The organism is Nakamurella sp. (assembly GCF_044224575.1).
GTDB lineage: Bacteria > Actinomycetota > Actinomycetes > Mycobacteriales > Nakamurellaceae > Nakamurella.
This window is the reverse complement of the sequence record NZ_JBGAKE010000002.1, coordinates 359531-378894: the sequence shown is the minus strand read 5'-3', so window position 1 is coordinate 378894 and position 19364 is coordinate 359531. Positions and strand designations below refer to the sequence as shown.

Below are 19364 nucleotides of genomic sequence, written 5' to 3'. Positions count from 1 at the left end.
CCACTCAGCCGTCCGGGCTGGGCGGCGCCGGCTGCTCGCCGGCCACCAGCGACGCCGCCCGCCCGGTCACCGCCGACGTCCACGCCGGGTCGGTGACCAGGAACGTCCCCGCCTCGACCGCGGCCAGCGCCTGGTCGGCGACGTCCATCGGGTCGGCCCCGACCTCGGACATCCCGGTGCGCACCAACGCCGGGCACAGCACGGTCACCCCGATCGCGGTGGCCCGCAGGGCCAGCGCCGCCTGCTCGGCGACGGCGATCACGGCGTGCTTGGACGGGCCGTACGCCCCGTTCCCCGGGAACGAGCAGAGCCCCGCCAGCGAGGCGGTGATCAGCAGGTGGCCCGGTCGGCCGGACCCGAGCATCGGCGGCACGAACGCCCGCAGACCGTTCAGCACGCCGCCCAGGTTCACCGCGAACACGGCGTCCCAATCCGCCGGTGGGACCTCCCACGGGGCGCCGAGCGTCCCGACGATGCCGGCGTTCAGACAGACCAGGTCGGTGTCGGGCGCTGCCGCGGCCAGCGACCGGACCGCGGCCAGGTCGGCCACATCGGTCGGCACCGCGGTCCCACCGACGTCGGCGGCGACCTCAGCCAACGCGGCCCCGGGCAGGTCGGCCAGCACCACCGACGTTCCGCGGGCGGTCAGCCGCCGGGCCAACGCCGCGCCGATTCCGCCGGCCGCGCCGGTCACTACCGCGGACCCGAACACCCCGCCCTCAGCGAGCCGCGTCGGAATCGCCGGCCGCCTGGGCGGCCGCGGCCAGTCGCCCGATCAGCGGGATCTGCGCGGCCCGCTCGGCCGCGAGTTGCTCGTCGGTCGTCCGCTCGGACGCACCGGCGAGCAGGCCCTTGATCGCTCGGACCGCATCGGCCGGCGATTCCACCAGCGCGGCGGCGAGGTCGGCGACCGCGGCGTCCAGCTCGTCCGGCGGCACGCTGCACAGCGCCAGCCCGATCCGCACCGCCTCGTCGGCGTGCACGTGCCGGCCCGTCGCGCAGATCTCCAACGCCCGCTGATACCCGACCAGACGGATCAGCCGACCGGTACCGCTCAGATCGGGCACCAGGCCCAGGCTGACCTCGGCCATCCGGAACTCGGCGTCGTCGGCCGCCACGATCAGGTCACAGGCCAGGGCGAGCTGGAACCCGGCCCCGACCGCGTGTCCGGCCACCGCGGCGATGGACACGAATCGCGGGTCGGACAGCCAGGTGAACGCCGACTGGAACTCGGCGATCATGTCGTCCGCGACAGACTGGGGCGCCCGGGCGATGGTGCCCAGCAACGAGTCCGGCGTCGGCGCGAAGGCGGTTCGGTCCAGACCCGCGGAGAACGACGGGCCCTCGCCACACACGATCACCACCCGGACGTCATCGGGCAGCCGCGCACCCAGATGCGCGAGCGCGACCCAGGTGTCGGGTAGCTGTGCATTGCGCACGGCCGGTCGGTCCAACGAGACCGTGGCTACCGGGCCGTCGATCCGCAGGACGACATGACCGCGACGGAGCACTTCGCGATCGACGCCGGCGACCGTCCCGGTTCCCAGGCCGCTCGAGCTCACTTTTTCTTGGTGCGGGTGGCGCCGCCCCGGCCTCGCAGCGGCACCTCCGCGTCGAGCAGTAGCCGGTGCACGAAGCCGTACGACCGGCCGGTGCCTTCGGCCAGGGCGCGGATGCTCTGGCCCTTCTCGTACTTCTTGCGCAGATCGGCGGCCAGCTTGTCCCGGGCGGCGCCGGTGATCCGCGCGCCCTTCTTGATCGTCACGGACTTGGCCGTCTTCGACCCAGTTGACGCTGCTGACTTCGTTTCTGTGGCCACGTCGCCACCCCTCGGTTGGAGGCCCGGTCATTTCGGCGGTCGGGCGGTTGCTGTGGTCCATGATCGAACAGAACCCGCCGACCCGCCACGCGAACACCGAATCGGACGATCCCGGCAGGCCCCCGCGACCGGGAACCGAGCCGGAGCGGCTCACGGACCGACGATCCGCGCACCCGCCGGGCGGGGGAAGAGCCGCACCCGCCGGTGCCGGGTGACCGCCGGCACGGGCCCTCAGGCCAACTCGACGAGATCCAGGTAATCCGGCGACCAGTGGTCTTCCGTGCCGTCCGGCAGCAGGATGACCCGCTCCGGCTGCAGCGCGCTGACCGCACCCGGGTCGTGGGTGACCAGCACCACGGCGCCGGCGTACGAGCGCAGCGCCTCCAGGACCTGTTCCCGGCTGGCCGGGTCGAGGTTGTTGGTCGGCTCGTCCAGCAGCAACACGTTGGCGGCGGAGGACACCAAGCCGGCCAGCGCGAGCCGGGTCTTCTCCCCACCGGACAGGGTGCCGGCGAGCTGGTCGAGCTGCTCACCGGCGAACATGAACGACCCCAGCAGGTTGCGGAGCTCCTGGGCGCCGGCGTCGGGGGCGGCGTGCCGGGTGTTCTCCCAGACGGACACGTCCGGGTCGATGGTCTCGTGCTCCTGCGCGTAGTAGCCGAGCTTGAGACCGTGGCCGGGGACGACCTCGCCGGTGTCCGGCTTCTCGCGGCCGCCGAGCAGGCGCAGCAGGGTGGTCTTACCGGCCCCGTTGAAGCCGAGGACGACGACCCGGCTCCCCCGGTCGATGGCCAGGTCGACGCCGGTGAACACCTCGAGCGAGCCGTAGATCTTGGACAGGTTCTGAGCGGTCAGCGGGGTCCGGCCGCAGGCCGCCGGTTGCGGGAACCGGATCCGGGCCACCCGGTCGGCCACCCGCACGTCGTCCAGGCCGGACATCAGCTTCTCGGCCCGCCGCACCATCTGGTGGGCGGCGGCCGCCTTGGTGGCCTTGGCGCCGAGCTTGGCCGCCTGCGCCATCAGGGCGGACGCCTTCTTCTCGGCGTTGGCCCGCTCCCGGCGGCGGCGCTGCTCATCGGTCGACCGGGCCTCCAGATAACGGGACCAGCCCATGTTGTACAGGTCGAGTTCGCCGCGGACCGCGTCCAGGAACCAGACCTTGTTGACGACGGCGGCCAGCAGGTCGACGTCGTGGGAGATGATCACGACGCCGCCGTTGAACAGCCGCAGGTAATCGCGCAGCCAGACGATCGAGTCGGCATCCAGATGGTTGGTCGGCTCGTCCAACAGCAGCATGGTGCCTGATCCGGCCCCGTCCTCGGCCCGTGCCGCGAACAGGATGCGAGCCAGTTCGACCCGGCGGCGCTGGCCGCCGGACAGCGTCTGCATCTTCTGCTCCAGCACCCGGTCGGGCAGGCCGAGGTTGGAGCAGATGCGGGCCGCCTCCGATTCGGCGGCGTACCCGCCGAGGGCCGAGAACCGCTCCTCGATCCGTCCGTACTGCTTGGTTGCGGCGTCCAGTTCGTCCGGGTCGGTGAGCTCGGCCATCCGGATCTGGACCTTCTCCAGATCGGCCACCAGCACGTCCAACCCGCGGGCCGAGAGCACCCGGTTCTTGGCGGTGACCTCGAGATCCCCTTCCCGGGGATCCTGCGGCAGGTAACCGATCGGCGAGGACGAGGTGACGGTGCCGGCGTACGGCAGCGATTCGCCGGCCAGCACCCGCAAAGAGGTGGTCTTACCCGCCCCGTTGCGGCCGACCAGCCCGATGCGGTCGCCCGCATGGACGCGCAGCGTCGTATCGGCGAGCAGGATCCGAGTCCCGGCCCGCAATTCCAGACCGGTCGCGGTGATCACGTGTGTCGATTCTACCGGTCGGCGGGACCCGCCGGGACCTGACGGCCACCATCGGACGCCCACGGCCCGGAGATGGGGACAACCGCGCGGATCAACTCACCCCGGATGTGACGGGTGGGACCGGAGTTGCCGATTTCGGCCGCGCCGGCGTCGTTGATCCGCGCGGGCCGGGGGGACGGGGGGCGACGGCGGGCGGGGTGTAAGACGGGGTTACTGGCCGAACCCGGCCCGGCGGAGGGCATCGGCCATCGACCCGCCGGCGGCGGACCGGTCACGGCCGTTCCCCGGCCGGCCACCCTGTCCCCGGCCGCCTTGCCCGGCCGCTCCGCCCTGTCCGGCCGCTCCGCCCTGTCCGGCCGATCCGCCCTGACGCGGTTGGCCCGGCCCGCCGCGCGGCTGGCTCGACCGATCACCGCCGCCCTGCCGCGGACCGGACGGCTTCCCGGCGGCCGCGCCGGGTTCGTCGTCCAGCCGCAGCGACAGCGAGATCCGCTTGCGTTGCTCGTCGACGGCCATCACCTTGACCTTGACGACCTGACCGGACGTCACGACCTGCCGGGGGTCGCTGACGAACGTCCGCGACATTGCCGAGACGTGCACGAGCCCGTCCTGGTGCACGCCGACGTCGACGAAGGCACCGAACGCGGCGACGTTGGTGACCACTCCCTCCAGCACCATGCCGACCCGCAGGTCGGCGATCTTCTCCACCCCGTCGGCGAAGGTCGCCGTGGTGAAGGCCGGCCGCGGATCGCGGCCGGGCTTCTCCAATTCGGACAGGATGTCGGTGACGGTCGGCACCCCGAAGGTGTCGTCGACGAACTCCTGCGGCCGCAGGGTGCGCAGCACCGTGGTGTTGCCGACCAGATTGCGCACGTCGCCGCCGGTGCGGGCGAGGATGCGCCGGACCACCTCGTACGCCTCGGGGTGCACGCCCGAGGAGTCCAGCGGGTCGGAGCCGCCCCGGATCCGCAGGAACCCGGCGCACTGCTCGTAGGCCTTGGGCCCGAGGCGGGCCACATTCTTCAGGTCCTGGCGAGAGGTGAACGGCCCGTTGACGTCCCGGTGCTTGACGATGTTCTCCGCGAGCGTGGTGGTCACCCCGGACACCCGGGACAGCAGCGGCACCGACGCGGTGTTGACCTCGACGCCGACCGCGTTGACGCAATCCTCGACGACGGCGTTGAGCGAGCGGGTGAGCGTCGATTCGGCGATGTCGTGCTGGTATTGGCCGACGCCGATCGACTTCGGGTCGATCTTCACCAGCTCGGCCAGCGGGTCCTGCAGCCGGCGGGCGATGGACACCGCGCCGCGGATCGACACGTCCAGGTCGGGCAGTTCCGCCGACGCGTAGGGCGAGGCCGAGTACACCGACGCCCCGGCCTCGGACACCATCACCTTGGTCAGGCCCGGGCAGCGCGTGACCAGGTCAGCGGCCAGCTTGTCGGTCTCCCGGGAGGCCGTGCCGTTGCCGATGGCCACGAGTTCCACCCGGAACGCCACGACCAGCCGCTCCAGGCTCGCGAGGGCCTGCTCCCATTTGTTGGCCGGCTGGTGCGGGTAGATCGTGTCGATGGCCAGCACCTTGCCGGTGCCGTCGACGACGGCGACCTTGACGCCGGTGCGGAAACCCGGGTCCAGGCCCAGGGTGGGCCGGCCGCCGGCCGGCGCGGCGAGCAGCAGGTCCTTGAGGTTGGCGGCGAACACGGCGGCGGCGTCGGCCTCCGCGGATTGCCGCAGCCGGGTTCGGACGTCGATGCCCAGCGAGACCGAGATCCGGGTGCGCCAGGCCCAGCGGACGGTGTCGACCAGCCACCGGTCGGCCGCCCGACCACGATCGGCGACGCCGAAGGCGCCGGCGATCCGCCGCTCGTAGTCGGTCAGCGGTTCGCTCGCCACCACCCCGTCGGCGGGTTCGGACTCGGGGTCGACGGTCACGGTCAGCACCCCGGTGTGCTCGCCGCGGAACAGGGCCAGGATGCGGTGCGATGGCAGGGAACCGAGCGGCTCGGAGAAGTCGTGGTAATCGGCGAACCGGCCGGCGTCGGCGTGCTTGGCGTCCCGCACGACGCTGACCATCCGGCCCCGCCGCCACAGCAGCTCGCGCAGCTCGCCGACCAGGTCGGCGTCCTCCCCGAACCGCTCGGTGAGGATGGCCCGGGCGCCGGCCAGCGCGGCGTCGACATCGGCGACGCCCTTCCCGGCGTCGACGAAGGCGGCCGCGGCGGCCTGTGGGTTGACGCTCGGGTCGCCGAGCAGCCCGTCGGCCAGCGGTTCCAGGCCGGCCTCCCGGGCGATCTGGGCCTTGGTCCGCCGCTTGGTCTTGTAGGGCAGGTAGATGTCCTCGACCCGGGCCTTGGTCTCCGCGTCGCGGATCGAGGCGGCCAGTTCGTCGGTCAGTTTGCCCTGCGCGGCAATGGATTCCAGCACCGCCTTCTTGCGGTCCGCGAGTTCGCGCAGGTAGTCCAGGCGCTCGGTGAGGTCGCGCAGCTGGGCGTCGTCCAGAGACCCGGTGACCTCCTTGCGGTACCGGGCGATGAACGGCACCGTCGCTCCTTCGTCGAGCAGGTCGACCGCGGCCTTCACCTGCCAGGCCTGGGCGTTCAGTTCACCGGCGATGCGGGCGATGATCTGCTGGGCGGTGTCGGACTCGGTCACTGCGGTTCTCCTGCTCGCTGCTCGCTCGGGCATCTGGAATATCACGGGTCCGCGGGCTCGATGATGATCGGCACGCTCAACGATCGGGTCGCGACGTCGTCGAGCACGGCCCGCCGCGGTTCGGGAACGTCGGCGAACGTGCGGGTGGGCAGCGCGGCCAAGGGCGCCAGCCGGGGGTCGGCCAGCACTTCGGCGAGCGCGACCCGATCGCCACCCGACACCAACCCGGCGAGCTGCTCGGGCAGCAACACCCGGGCCGCGGTCTCCGCGGCGTCGGCGAGCGACGCGGCCCGCTGGTTGCCCCGGCGGCGGGCGAAGCGCTGCTGCGACCATCCGCCGGCCGCGGTGCGCCCCTGCAGGTAGGCCCGGTCGGTGGACGACCGGACGACAGCACCATGCACCGCGACGCCGACCGAGTGGGCACCGCCGCGGACCAGGATCAGCCCGAGCGGACCGAGCGACGCCAGGTGGTCCAGCAGCGCCTCGACCGGTTGGTCTCGCTCACCGCCCGGGCCCGATTCGGATTCGCCCGGTGCCGGTGATCGGCCGCCGGCGATGTCCATGGGCCCGAATGGCACCTCGATCGTGGCGAGAGTGCCGTCGCCGCCCCGGATCCGCACGGTGGATCCGTCGGTCGACAGCTCGGCCAGCCCGCCGTTGCGGGTGCCGAACCGGTTGATCCAGCCGACCAGCCGCTCCGGCGGCACCTCCACCGCGGTGCCGCCGCCGGCCGCCGTGCGGCGCCGGGTCACAGCCCGGACCCGGCCTCGAACAGCTGGCCGGTGAGCCCGGAGAGGGTGCGGGCGGCGGCCCCGGCCCGGTCGTCGGTCAACGACGCGACGTAGTCGATGATGCCGCGGCCGCGGCCGATCCGGACGATGTCCTCCCGGCCGGTCAACGACTCCCCGGTCGGTCCGATCAGCAGCTCGGGCTCCTCCCGGGCCACTCGCCGGTAGCCGGCGGTGGCCAGCTCCACCAGGTCGACCAGCCGCCGGGGGGCACGGCCGGAGTCGATCGGGTCGGTGAGCCACGACTCGAGGTCGGCCACCAGCGAGGTCAACGATTGCGCCTGCCCGCGCTGGTACAGCGCCAGGTCCGGCCGGTCGAGCACGAACTGCTGGTGCACGAACTTGAGGACGGCCACCTCGTGCCAGGCCTGCCGGCCCAGGCTGACGTGTCCGGACCGGATGGGCGGGTCGGCGCTCATCTCGACCGAGGCCTGCAGGTGGGCGATCCAGCTGCGGGTGAAGGTGCCGATCGCCCGCTCGGCCGCGATGGACGAATCGAAGGGGACCGCCAGCAGCCCGTCGAGCAGGTCGGTGGCCACCCGGCCGACGGCGACGGCGAACGCCTCGTCATCGAAGATCCACTCGTCCCGGTCCCGCAGGCGGCGGCGGAGCCGCTCGAGGGCGATGCCCGCCCGGCGGTCCTGGGCCGACAGATGGCGGTCGGTCAGCGTCGCCCGTCGGCGCAGCCAGCTGCGGAACTCCGCGGCGACGGACGCGTGCTGCAGCACCCCGGCGCGGTGAAAGTCGTCCAGATCGTGCAAGGAGTAGGCAATGTCGTCGGCGATGTCCATCACCGAACATTCGACCGTTTGCCGCAACGGCCCGATCTTCGGGTAGGCGGCCAGGACTTCGCGCATCTCGCCGACGTCCAGCACATAGGCGGAGTACTTGGCCGAGCCGCCGCCCTCCTCCCCCGGTCCACCGCCGCGGGGCGGCCGGCCCAGCTCGCTGGGATGCGGGTCCGGGTACCGCTGCCGGGCCCACGGATACTTGAGCACGGCGGCCCGCACCGCCGCGGTGAGATTCAGGCCCTCACCGGACTCGCCGTGCACGTCCAGCTCGGTGAGAATGCGGAACGTCTGCGCGTTGCCCTCGAAACCGTCGGCCAGGCCGAACCGGGATCGGGCGATGCGGTCCAGGATCCGTTCACCGAGATGGCCGAACGGCGGGTGGCCGAGGTCGTGCGCGCTGGCCGCGGCCTGCACCACGACCTCGTCGCAGCCGCCGAGTTCGTCGGCCAGGCCGGCGAACGGCCCGGCGCGCAGGCCTACCGCGATGGCCCGGGCGACCGAGGTGACCTTGATGGTATGGGTGAGCCGGTTGTGCACGACCTGGCCGGCGGCGCCCTGCGAGATCACCTGGGTGACCGCGGCCAGCCGGGAGAAGTACGGCGAGAACCGGATTCGTTCCAGATCGTCGCGGAATGCGCCCTCGGTCGCCTCGTCCAGGCCCGCGTCCGCGGGATCGGTGGACTCCGCGCAGCGTCGGGCCAGGCGCGGATCCATACCGGCGAACCTACCCGGGACGCCGCTCCCGGCTGCGGGCCGGTGGGCCACCGGCCCGCAGCAGGTGCGGTCGCGGAGGCGTGGCAGCCGATCGCGATGCGCCGGGGGTTACCCGATGCGGGCGGTGATTTCCGGCGTGGTCGTGCCGTTCCCGCGGATCGAGTACAGGTACGGCGTGTGGGGGTACAGCCCGATGTCGGTGAAGGACGTGCCGGTGACGGCGGCGATCGGGATCCCCGACCGCAGCACCTCGTAGCTCGCGGCGGCGGGCCCGTCCCAGCCGAGAGTGATGGCGCTGCCGGTGGTGCCGGTGACCCGCAGGTTCGCCGGGCCGCCGGTCGCGGACCCGCCGTTCGTCGAGGTGGCCGTCGCGGTCGGAGTACTCGTCGTGGCCTCGCCGAGCCGGCTGGTCAGTTCCGGCGTGGTCACCCCGGCGCCGCGGATCGAGTAGACGTACGGCGTGTTCGGCAGCAGGCCCCGGTCGGCGAAGGAGGTGCCGGTGACCGTGGCGATCCGGATGCCGGACCGCAGCACCTCGTAGCTACCGCCGGCCGACCCGTCCCAGCTCAGGGTGAGGCTGTCGGACGTCGAGCCGGACACCCGCAGGTTCGACGGCGCGGCCGAACCGCCGGGAGCGCCGGTGGTCGGGGTTGACGTGGTCGGGGTTGACGTGGTCGGGGTTGACGTGGTCGGGGTGGAGGTCGTGGGGGTCGACGTCGTCGGGGTGGAGGTCGTGGGAGTGGAGGTCGTCGGGGTCGTCGGGATGGTCGGCGGCGTCCCGGATCCGTTGGCGTACTTCACCTCGACGTAGTCGACCACCATCGGGACGCCGGGCTTGGTGCCGGCGGTGGGACCGCCGCCGAGCTTGTTCGGGAACGCCCCACCCATCGCCACGTTCAGGATGATGAAGTAGCCGGCGTGGTCGGCCAGGCTGGCCCAGGTGGCGGCCGGCACCTGGTTGGCGTTGACGGTGAAAGTCAGGGCACCGTCGAGGTACCAGCGCAGCTGCTCGACCGGTCCGGAGTCGTCCCATTCCAGCCCGTAGGTGTGCATGCCCGCCTGGCAGGTGGTGACCTTGCAGGGCGTGCCGGCGTTGTTCACGCCGTTGTTGATGCCCTCCTGCTCGTTGCAGGGCCCGCCCGCCCACACCCCGCAGTGCAACACGTTGTACGTCCAGTTCAGCCCCTGGACGTTCTCCATGATGTCGAACTCGCCGATGGCCGGCCACGACCACCGGTCCTGCCGGTACGGACCGCCGAGCATCCAGAACGCCGGCCAGTAGCCCATGGCCTCGGTGCCGGTGACATTCGGCATCTGCAAACGACTCTCGACGTGCATGACGCCGCCGGCCGGGGGCCGGAAGGTCGACGCCGCCGACTCCACCCGGGCCGAGGTCCAGTTGCCGGCGGAGTCCCGCTGCGGGGTGATGTACAGGTTGCCGTTCCGGACGTCCACGTTCTCCGGCCGGTCGGTCATCGTCTCGAGCTCGCCGGTGCCGAAGTTGGCCGGCCCGCCCGGGTACGAGGTGCCGGTGGTCAGCAACCACTTGTTCGGGTCGGGCCGTCCCGTTCCATTGAAGTCATCCCGAAAGACGGTCTGCCAGGCGGGATCCGCCGCGCTGGCCGGCCCCGACGAGACCACCGAGCCGGCGATCGCGAGCGCGGCGGCGGTGATGACGGTCGCCAGGGCGGAAACCGTTCGGCGCGCGCGGGATGGCGGACGCAGGGACATCGATGTCCTCCCACTCGGAATGCTGCAACACTCCGCAGTCGTGTGATTACCTGGGGTAGTCGGACGCTAGCACCGGCCGCGAGGCGTCGCGCGCGTGGCCGATCAGGATCATCCGTTTGGTGGAATCGCTCCCATCGGCGGACGGGACATCGGACGGGCACACGACCGGCACGGGATGCCGAGGTCGGGAACGAGTTCGACCATGATCATGGCCTCCTGCCCGCACGGTCACCCCGTGGTGACCGCGGCCGACGCTACTGCGGCCGGACCGAACCCGCCCGGCCGGAACCGGAATCGGCGCGGTCGAGCCGGGGAAACAGCACCTCCTGGACCAGCAGCATGATCGCCGCGGCCGTCGGCAGGGCGATGAGCGCGCCGACCAGGCCGAGCAGTGCACCGCCGATCAGGATCGCGCAGACCGTGACCAGCGCCGGCAGCCGCAGCACCGTGCCGAACACCCTGGGCGTGAGGACGTAGTCCTCGACCAGCTTGTAGGCGACGAAGTAGGCGATGGTGGCGATGCCCACCGGGACGGACACGGTGAAGGCGGCCAGCGCGACCAGCGCACCGGCGACCAACGAGCCGATCACCGGAACCAGGTCGAGCAGCGCGAACAGGATCGCCAGCAACAGCGGGTACGGGATGCCGAACGCCATCAGCCAGACGAAGGTCACCACCGCCGCGATCACCGAGATCACCACGTTGCCCAGCACGTAGCCGCCCACCTTGACCATGATCTGGTCGCCGAGCAGGACCGCCCGCGGCCGCCGGGGCGCCGGTACGAAGCGGTAGACAGTGGCCCGTACCCGGGGCAGGTCGGCCAGGAAGTACGCGGTCAGCACCATGACGACGAGCGCCGACGAGAAGGCGCCGAAGATTGCTTCGCCGACGGTGATCACGCCCGATGCGAGGCCGGGACCGCCGCCTTCGAGAACCTGTTGCACCGTCTGCTGGATGTGGAATCGCTCGTTGAGCTGGCCGATCGTGGTGCTCGAGTCACTGAACTGGCCGAGGTACTGCGGCAGAGCCGTGATCACCCGGCCACCCTGGTCGACCAGCGCCGGGATGGCTGCGGCAATGAAGGCGGCGGTCATCAGGAGCAACCCACCGAGCACGGTCAGCACCGCGGCCCAGCGCGGAAAGCGATGGTTGATCAGCCACGACGCGGCCGGTTCGAGTCCGATGGCCAGGAACAGGCCGAGCGAGATGAGCAGCAGGGTCTGCGCGGCGAGCATCAGCACCTCGATGGCGCCGACGGTGAGGGCCACCCCGGCCGCGGCGGACGCGCCGATGAAGAACGCGGAATGCCAGTCGAACCGGCGACCCAGCGGTCCCAGGGGCGCCTGCGGGGTCCGGATGACTCCGGCGACCGCCTCCGCGTCGGCGATCGGACCTTCCTCGTCGGGGTCGTGCGGCTGGCCGAGCAGGTGGTGGTGACCCCCGCTCCCCGCCGCCGGGGCCGACCGCGCCCCGTTCCTGGACCTGTTCATCGCCGGCCTCCTCGCGGTCGCCGGATGACGCCGTCCTCCGGTCATCCGCCCGCGTGTGTACCCAGGCCGACAGCCGTCGACTCGTGCAGGTGGTGATGGACCCTCCGCCACCCGCCACCACCGAACACGCGACCGCCTGATGGGTACGACCGCGCCGCGCGAAAGGTTCAATCGGTTGATCGCGAATTTTCGGCCGTCCCCCGAGTTCCGGCCGGCGGGTCGACCGGGTTCCTGCGGGGCACGATCAGGGGGTCCGCCGGGGTGAACGGAAACACCGGCAACAGCCGCTCGGGCACGTCGAAGGTGGCCGCCAGCACCTCCCGGGAAAACGCGCTCGCCGTCGCCCGGTAGCCGATATCCCCCGGGGTCGGTTGATCGAAGAAGATCAGGAAGTGGAACTCGTCGTCGCCGACGACCTCGATGTGGTGCGGATAGGCTCGCGGGACGAAGTAGACGTCGCCCGGTGCCAACAGGTACTCGTCCAGGCTCCGGTCCGGGTCGAGAATCCGCATCCGGGCGTGACCTGTTGCTACATAACCCATCTCGGCGGTCACCGGATGCCAATGCGGGGCCCGCATCCCGTTCTCGCGGACCCTCAGGGAGTACATGGAGATGTCCTGCAGGGCCGCCCAGTACTGCTTGCGGGCCAGGTGCGCCGACCCGTACGCATAGCTGAGCGGGGCGAGTTGGCCCTCCGTGTCGAACAGGTGCGCGTTGGGCAGCCGCTGCGTCGCCTCGACCGCGACGGTCCCCTGCCGGCGGACGATCTGTGCACCCGGCGGGCGGGCGAACGAGTCGAACGCCGATGCCGGCAGATCGTAGGTGTTGCCCAGCACTGCGTCCGTCATCGCAGACATGCTGTCCCGCAACGAGAAATGCGCCGGCCGTTCCGCCCGGAGGGCGATGATGATCTCTGCCTCGGCATCCCCGACGTTCTCGATGTGGTACACCGCACCGGACTCGACGTGATACATCTGACCCGGCCCGGCCACGAAGGAACTGAACTGGTTGTGGTCGCCCAGGATGGACACCAGCACCTGACCGCGCAGCACGTAGGCGAGCTGGTTGGCGTTGACGTTCCACTGGGGTTCGCGCAGGGCGCCGGGCACCAGCACCACCCGCTTGATGGACAGCCGGCTCAGGATGGGCAATAGCTCGGCGTCCACGACCTGGACGCTGCCCAGCTCATTGGCGAAGGTGGCATCGGTCCCGGTCAGTGACGTCCAATGCGGCGAGGTCGGCATGTCGGCGATCTTGCAGCATCGATCACATCGCCGCAGCGGAGCCGGCCGGTACCCCCTCCGCCGGCGCGATCGACGCCGGTACCCGGGGTGCCCGCGGGCCGTGGGTGGTGCGCGGGCACCCGGCTCACCCGGAGGGTGAGCACCGCACACCGACCCGAGGAGCCGCCATGACCGTCCCACCTACCACCGACACCGACGTCGTGATCGTCGGCGCCGGGCCGACCGGCCTGCTGATCGCCGGTGATCTCGCCACCGCCGGCGTCCGGACGACGATCGTCGAACGCCGCACCGACCAGTCCACCCTGACGCGCGCGTTCGGCGTGCACGCCCGCACACTCGAGGAACTGGACGCCCGCGGAGTCGCCGACGAACTCCTCGCCTCGGGCGCGCGGGTGCGGGAGCTTCGCCTGTTCGATCGTGTCCACTTGGACCTGGGCTCCCTGCCGAGCCGCTACCCGTTCCTGCTCGTCACGCCGCAGCACCGGGTCGAGCGTGTGCTGCGCACCCGCGCGGAGCAGGCCGGGGTGACGTTCCGCAGCGGTGCCGCGGTGACCGGACTACATCAGGACACCGACGGTGTGCACGCCGATCTCGTCGACGGCAGCGCCATCGACGCGGCGTACCTGGTCGGTGCGGACGGCGTGCACAGCACGGTGCGGCCGGCGATCGGCCAGCCCTTCCCCGGTCGGTCGGTGATCGAGTCGATCATGCTGGCCGACGTCCGGCTGGCGGACCGGCCGGAACAGGTGCTGACCGCCAACGGCGTCGGCGACTGCTTCGCCTTCGTCGCGCCGTTCGGCGACGGTTGGTACCGGGTCTTCGCCTGGGACCGGCGCAACCAGCGACCACAGGATGCCCCGCTGCAGATGGCGGAGATCCGCGACGTCACCCGACGCGCGCTGGGCACCGACTTCGGCATGCACGATCCTCGATGGACCGGGCGGTTCCACAGCGACGAGCGCCAGGTGCCGCGCTACCGGGTCGGTCGGGTGTTCCTGGCCGGCGACGCCGCCCATGTCCATTCGCCGGCCGGCGGGCAGGGCATGAACGTCGGCCTGCAGGACGCCGCCAACCTCGGGTGGAAGCTGGCCGCCGCCGTCCAGGGCCGCGCGGCGACGGGTCTGCTCGAGAGCTACCACACCGAACGGCACCCGGTCGGGCGTCAGGTGTTACGCAGTAGTGGCCTCATCATTCGGATGGCGATGGTGCGGGCCCGGCCCGCCCGGCAGGCTCGGAACCTGATCGCCCGGACGCTGCTCGGGTTCGGGCCGATCGGCCGCCGGGCAACCGGGGCGATCTCCGGGGTCGGGGTCAGCTATCCGGCGCCGCGGGGCAGCCATCGGCTCGCCGGCCGTCGGGTTCCCGACCTCCAACTCGTCGGGGAGGGGCCGGCCCGGCTCTACGCCGCGCTCCGGTCGGGGCAGTTCGTCCTGGTGTCCCGGGCCGACATCGGTCCGGCCGCCCCGTGGACGGACCGGATCACCGTCCGGGCCCCGGCCGACGCGGCCGCCCCCACGATGCTGGTCCGTCCCGACGCCTACGTCGCGTGGGCCGACGACCAGCCGACGCCGGCCGGCGTCGCCCGGGCGCTCACCACGTGGTGCGGCGACCCGAGCCGGGCCGATCAGACGTCCAGGCGGTAGCCGCGCTTGATGACGGTGGCGACCAGGTCGCGTCGCGGCAGCGATTGGCGCAGCCGGGCGATCGCGACCTCGAGCGCGTGGTCGTCATCGGAGTCGGCCAGTACCTCCTGCAGCCGGGCTTTGGGCACGACTGCGCCGCCCGCGTCGGCGAGCAGGCGCAGGACCGCGACCGATGTCGGGGACAGGGTGACCCGGTCCTGACCCAGGGCGGCGCTCCGACCCCGGATCTCCAGCAGGCCGTGCCGGGTCGGCAGCCGGCGCACCTGATGCTCGACCAGGTACTCGCACAGCGTGCGGACCATCGCGCCCAACCGGTAGCGGTCCGGGTGGATCGCGATGACGCCCACGGCGTGCAGGGGTGCGGCGGTCACCGGGCCGACGGCGAAGGGCACCACGTTCGACCGCATCGCGGCCACCACGGGCTCGAACAGTCCGCGGTCGCGGGCCGCGGCCACCAGCGCTTCCGCGGCCGGGGCGCTGGTGAAGGTGACCGCGTCGAGGGTCCGGGCAACGATCGCGTCGAGCAGCCGGACGACCCGTTGCGGCTCGCTGGGTGCCGTCCACAGGTAGGGCGCGACGGTGATGACCGTCGCGCCGGCCGCCCGCAGCCGGGTCAGTTGCTCGTCGTCGACGAATCCGTGCAGCTGGATCGCCACCGTCCGACCGTCGGCGCCCTCGGCCAGCACCTGATCGACCAGCGACGCCGTGGTCTCCTCGTCGCTCATCCCGGAGTCCCGCAACCCGCCGGCCCGGACCGCGCCGCGCGCCTTGGGACCGCGGACGAGGATGCGGGCTTGGGCGAGGACCTCGAGCAGGTTCTGGCCGAGCCCGGCCGCGTCGGCCGCCTCCAGCCACCCGTTGAGACCGTACGCGGTGGTCACCAGCAGGATGTCCGGCCGGGCCTTGATCACCTCGGCGGTGGCGGCGACCAGCCGCTCGTCCCGATCCGCGGGCACGATCTGCAGGGTCGGAGCGTGCAGGACCTCGGCGCCACGCCGCTCCAGCGCGGCGATCAGGTCGGCCGACCGCCGGTGCGCGGTGACGCCGATCCGGAATCCGACCAGTTGTTCGGGGTCGAATCCGATGGCCGGTCCACTGGCGGTCAGCCCGGTCACCCCCGCCATGTCCTCGCGGTCTCGGTCGGTACCGTGGGAGTCTACGTCGGGCGCGGTGGCCCGCCGAGCGGTCGGCGACATTGACCTCTCCGGGTGGCTGGGCGATCGGACGGCGCGGACGGCCGATCGCCGAACACTGAAGACGATCATGCCCGAGCCCGGTGACGTCGCCGTCACCAACAGCTCAGCGCCCGCCGGTACGGATGTGAGGCGCCAACCGGGCGGCCGGACCGGCGCTCAACTCGCCCGGCCGGTGCGAAGCTGCCGATAGGGATTGCGCCACTTGGTGTTCGCCCCGTCCGGCCGGCCGCGGTCGAACAGCACACCGCCCCAGATCCCGCTCGCCAGCGAGGCCATTGCCCACTGCTCGCAGGATTCCCGGATCGGGCACCCGCGGCACAGGCCCACCGCGACCGACCGGTCCTGGGTCGGCGCCGGGAACCACAGCTCGGGATCGTGACCGCGGCAGGCGGCGCGTGCATCCGCCGCCGGGTCGATCAGGTGGCCCGGCACGGCGGGCAGATCGTAGGTCGCCATGACGGCCTCCTTCATCGTCGGTGGTCCGGCCCCGCTTCATGCCGCCGACGTGCGCCATCCGCATGTTCGTCGGGCGGGCGCAACATGCGTTGGGCTCAAGTCGGCGAGGCCGGGGGCAGATGGGCGGTCAGCTCGCGGCCAGCAGGTCCCACACCCGCTGCTGGTCAGCCAGGTGCTGCGCGCTGCCCGGCTCGACCGGCCGCGGCGCCCACCGCAGCCGCATCCCGGCCTCCACCGGGGTGCGGTCGGCCTTGCGGTTGTTGCACGGGCGGCAGGCGCAGACCAGGTTGTCCCACGCGTTCGAGCCGCCACGCGACCGCGGGACCACGTGGTCAACGGTGTCACCGTGACCGCCGCAGTAGGCGCAGGTCCGGCCGTCCCGGTGCTTGATCTGGGCCGCCGACGGCCGGGCGGACGGCACCGTGCGGTACAGCAGATGCCGGTAGGCCCGCAGCCGGACGATCGTCGGCCAGGGCACCGTGAGGTGTTGGGACCGGACGAGCCGATCCGGGTGCGCCTCGACGGTGTCGGCCTCGCCGGTGACGACCAGGACGACGGCCCGCTGCCAGTCGATCCTGGACAGCACCTGGTAGGAGGCGTTGATCAACAGCACGTCGGTCATCGGGGGCCTCCTCTCCAGCGCATCGGCGGCGAAAGGTAACACCCGATCACGCCCGGGGGCACGGCATTTTCGCGCCGGACGGGGCCCTCGGCGAGTCAGATGTTGAAGCCCAGCGCCCGCATCTGGTCGCGGCCGTCCTCGGTGATCCGCTCCGGACCCCACGGCGGCAACCAGACCCAATTGATCCGGAAATCGTCCACCAGACCGGACTCCGGGCCGGTCAGCGCGGCGGCTACCTGGTCCTCGATCATGTCGGTCAGCGGGCAGGCGGCGCTGGTCAGCGTCATGTCGATGATCGCGGTGTTGTCCGGGTCGACCGACAGGTCGTAGACCAGCCCGAGATCGACGATGTTGATGCCGAGTTCGGGATCGACGACGTCCTTGAGGGCTTCCTCCAGGTCCTCGATCAGCTGGGTGTCCACCGCCGGCGCGGCGGTCGCCGGGTCGGCGGCGGCGACGGTCGCCACGTCCAGGTCGGCGGCGCCGCGGCCGGCGCGGCCGGTGCTCAGATCTTCGGTGCTGCTCGTCATGGGGTCAGCCCTCCTGGCCGGCGGTGATCGAGTCGTCGTGCGCGGCCTGCACCATGGTCTGCGAGACCGCGTCCTTGAATGCCATCCAGCCCAGCAGCGCACATTTCACCCGGGCCGGGTACTTGGCGACGCCGGCAAACGCAATGCCGTCGCCGATGACGTCCTCGTCGCCGTCGATGGTGCCCCGGCTGGTCACCATTGCGGTGAAGTCGTCCAGCGCGTCCATGACGTCCGGCAGCGACCGGCCGATGGCCAGGTCGGTGAGCACCGACGTGGATGCCTGGGAGATCGAGCAGCCCAGCGCCTCGTACGAGACGTCGGCCACGACCGGCTCGTCGCCGGTCTCCACCAGGTGCACCCGCAGGGTCACCTCGTCGCCGCAGGTCGGGTTGACGTGGTGCACCTGCGCGCCGAAGGGCTCGCGCAGCCCGTAGTGGTGCGGCGACCGGTAGTGGTCGAGGATGATTTCCTGGTAGAGCTTTTCCATCTGCATCGGTCAGTTCACCCCGAAGAAGTTCTGTGCGGACCGCACCCCGGCGACCAGCGCATCCACCTCGGACTCGGTGTTGTAGAGGGCAAACGAGGCCCGCACGGTCGCGGCGATCCGGAACCGGCGATGCAGGGGCCAGGCGCAGTGATGGCCCACCCGTACCTGCACGCCGGCGTCGTCCAGGATCTGCCCGACGTCGTGCGCGTGCACCCCGTCGACCAGGAACGACACCGCTCCCCCACGATCGACCGTGTCCGATGGGCCGATGATCCGCACGCCCTCGATGGCCGAGAGTTCCTGCAGCGCATAACCGGTCAGCGCCGCCTCGTGGTCGGCGACGACCTTCATGCCGATCACCGTCAGGTAGTCCACGGCGGCGCCGAGCGCGACCGCCTGGGACGTCATGGGCACGCCGGCCTCGAACCGGGCCGGCGGCGCGGCGTAGGTGGACCGGTCGATGAACACCTGCTCGATCATCGAGCCGCCGGTGAGGAACGGCGGCATGGCCGCGAGCAGTTCGTACCGCCCGTACAGCACGCCGATCCCGCTGGGCCCGAACATCTTGTGCCCGGAGAACGCCGCGAAGTCGACGCCCAGCGCGGCCACGTCCACCGGCTGGTGCGGCACCGATTGGCAGGCATCCAGCACGGTCAGCGCGCCGACCCGCTGCGCGGCGGCGACCAGCACGTCGACCGGGTTGATCGTGCCGAGCACGTTCGACTGGTGGGTGAACGCCACCACCTTCGTCCGGGGGGTGATCACCTCGTTCAGGTTCGCCAGGTCGAGCCGGAAGTCGTCGGTCACGCCGAACCACCGCAGGGTGGCTCCGGTCCGGCGGCAGAGTTCCTGCCAGGGGACGAGATTCGCGTGGTGCTCCATCTCGGTGACGACGACCTCGTCACCGGGACCCAGCCGGAACCGCCGCGCCTGCGGGTCATCGGAATATGCGGCATTGCCCAGCGAGTAGGCGACCAGGTTCAGCGATTCGGTGGCGTTCTTGGTGAAGATCACCTCGTCGGTGCGGGGCGCGCCGATGAAGGCGCCGACCCGCTCCCGCGCCGACTCGTAGAAGTCGGTCGCTTCCTCGGCCAGCTGGTGGGCGCCCCGGTGCACGGCGGCGTTGTGCCCGGTGACGTACTCCTGCTCCGCATTGATGACGCATTCCGGCCGTTGTGACGTCGCCCCGGAATCCAGGTACACCAACGGCTTTCCGTCCCGGACCGTACGGCCCAGGATCGGGAAGTCGGCGCGGATCCGCTCGATGGCCGTCGCCGACAGATCCGTCGACGCCGGCCCGGTCACCTGCTGCGTCATCGGCTCGGCCACCACCGCGATCAC

At 71.7% G+C, this 19364-nt stretch carries 17 protein-coding genes; 1 reads left to right on the top strand and 16 read right to left on the bottom strand.

From position 1 onward, the window contains the following. Nucleotides 1–4: 4 nt before the first annotated feature. From ACILSK_RS03915 to ACILSK_RS03870, 10 genes are all read right to left on the bottom strand, one after another. A complete protein-coding gene (locus ACILSK_RS03915) occupies nt 5–694 on the bottom strand; it encodes an SDR family NAD(P)-dependent oxidoreductase (RefSeq protein WP_395725805.1) in 690 nt (229 codons plus the stop codon). Nucleotides 695–719: 25 nt separating this feature from the next. Continuing rightward, a complete protein-coding gene (locus tag ACILSK_RS03910; RefSeq protein WP_395725804.1) occupies nt 720–1562 on the bottom strand; it encodes an enoyl-CoA hydratase/isomerase family protein in 843 nt (280 codons plus the stop codon). Beyond that, a complete protein-coding gene (locus ACILSK_RS03905) occupies nt 1559–1765 on the bottom strand; it encodes a helix-turn-helix domain-containing protein (protein ID WP_395725803.1) in 207 nt (68 codons plus the stop codon). Before ACILSK_RS03905 ends, ACILSK_RS03910 begins: the two co-directional genes overlap by 4 nt. A 285-nt stretch (nt 1766–2050) precedes the next feature. Next, a complete protein-coding gene (locus tag ACILSK_RS03900) occupies nt 2051–3676 on the bottom strand; it encodes an ABC-F family ATP-binding cassette domain-containing protein (protein WP_395725802.1) in 1626 nt (541 codons plus the stop codon). A 210-nt stretch (nt 3677–3886) separates the two neighbouring features. Further along, on the bottom strand, nt 3887–6364 hold the full coding sequence (locus tag ACILSK_RS03895; RefSeq protein ID WP_395725801.1) for a Tex family protein: 2478 nt from the start codon (nt 6362–6364) through the stop codon (nt 3887–3889). A gap of 8 nt (nt 6365–6372) precedes the next feature. Beyond that, nucleotides 6373–7083 (bottom strand): acVLRF1 family peptidyl-tRNA hydrolase, encoded by a 711-nt coding sequence (locus ACILSK_RS03890; RefSeq protein WP_395725800.1) that lies wholly within the window; start codon nt 7081–7083, stop codon nt 6373–6375. Further along, nucleotides 7080–8624 carry a deoxyguanosinetriphosphate triphosphohydrolase family protein gene (locus ACILSK_RS03885; RefSeq protein WP_395725799.1) on the bottom strand — a complete coding sequence of 515 codons (1545 nt, stop codon included), beginning with the start codon at nt 8622–8624 and terminating at the stop codon, nt 7080–7082. The genes ACILSK_RS03890 and ACILSK_RS03885 overlap by 4 nt, the downstream gene beginning before the upstream one ends. Nucleotides 8625–8732: 108 nt before the next feature. Further along, nucleotides 8733–10355 (bottom strand): 1,3-beta-glucanase, encoded by a 1623-nt coding sequence (locus ACILSK_RS03880; RefSeq protein WP_395725798.1) that lies wholly within the window; start codon nt 10353–10355, stop codon nt 8733–8735. 254 nt (nt 10356–10609) lie between these two features. Then, nucleotides 10610–11845, bottom strand: a complete 1236-nt coding sequence (locus tag ACILSK_RS03875; RefSeq protein ID WP_395725797.1) for an AI-2E family transporter — start codon at nt 11843–11845, stop codon at nt 10610–10612. A 167-nt stretch (nt 11846–12012) separates the two neighbouring features. Further along, nucleotides 12013–13089, bottom strand: coding sequence for a cupin domain-containing protein (locus ACILSK_RS03870; RefSeq protein ID WP_395725796.1), 1077 nt, complete (start codon nt 13087–13089; stop codon nt 12013–12015). A gap of 167 nt (nt 13090–13256) precedes the next feature. On the opposite strand from ACILSK_RS03870, the gene ACILSK_RS03865 reads away from it, so the two are divergent. Continuing rightward, the gene (locus ACILSK_RS03865) at nt 13257–14732 is read left to right on the top strand and encodes an FAD-dependent monooxygenase (protein WP_395725795.1); all 1476 of its coding nucleotides are present in this window, start codon (nt 13257–13259) and stop codon (nt 14730–14732) included. Here the strand turns inward: ACILSK_RS03865 and ACILSK_RS03860 are convergent. The 6 genes from ACILSK_RS03860 to ACILSK_RS03835 all read right to left on the bottom strand — a co-directional run bounded on the left by ACILSK_RS03860 (nt 14714) and on the right by ACILSK_RS03835 (nt 19340). After that, on the bottom strand, nt 14714–15856 hold the full coding sequence (locus tag ACILSK_RS03860) for a uroporphyrinogen-III synthase (protein ID WP_395725794.1): 1143 nt from the start codon (nt 15854–15856) through the stop codon (nt 14714–14716). The genes ACILSK_RS03865 and ACILSK_RS03860 overlap by 19 nt on opposite strands. Before the next feature lie 228 nt (nt 15857–16084). Next, entirely contained in the window at nt 16085–16384 is a 300-nt protein-coding gene (locus ACILSK_RS03855; protein ID WP_395725793.1) for a WhiB family transcriptional regulator, read from the bottom strand. A gap of 127 nt (nt 16385–16511) precedes the next feature. Continuing rightward, nucleotides 16512–17006 carry an HNH endonuclease gene (locus ACILSK_RS03850; protein WP_395725792.1) on the bottom strand — a complete coding sequence of 165 codons (495 nt, stop codon included), beginning with the start codon at nt 17004–17006 and terminating at the stop codon, nt 16512–16514. Nucleotides 17007–17101: 95 nt separating this feature from the next. Further along, nucleotides 17102–17536 carry a metal-sulfur cluster assembly factor gene (locus ACILSK_RS03845; RefSeq protein ID WP_395725791.1) on the bottom strand — a complete coding sequence of 145 codons (435 nt, stop codon included), beginning with the start codon at nt 17534–17536 and terminating at the stop codon, nt 17102–17104. Between the two features lie 4 nt (nt 17537–17540). Further along, nucleotides 17541–18029: a Fe-S cluster assembly sulfur transfer protein SufU gene (sufU, locus tag ACILSK_RS03840; RefSeq protein ID WP_395725790.1), complete on the bottom strand. Its 489-nt coding sequence runs from the start codon at nt 18027–18029 to the stop codon at nt 17541–17543. A 3-nt stretch (nt 18030–18032) separates the two neighbouring features. Further along, on the bottom strand, nt 18033–19340 hold the full coding sequence (locus ACILSK_RS03835) for a cysteine desulfurase (protein WP_395725841.1): 1308 nt from the start codon (nt 19338–19340) through the stop codon (nt 18033–18035). Nucleotides 19341–19364 lie beyond the last annotated feature (24 nt).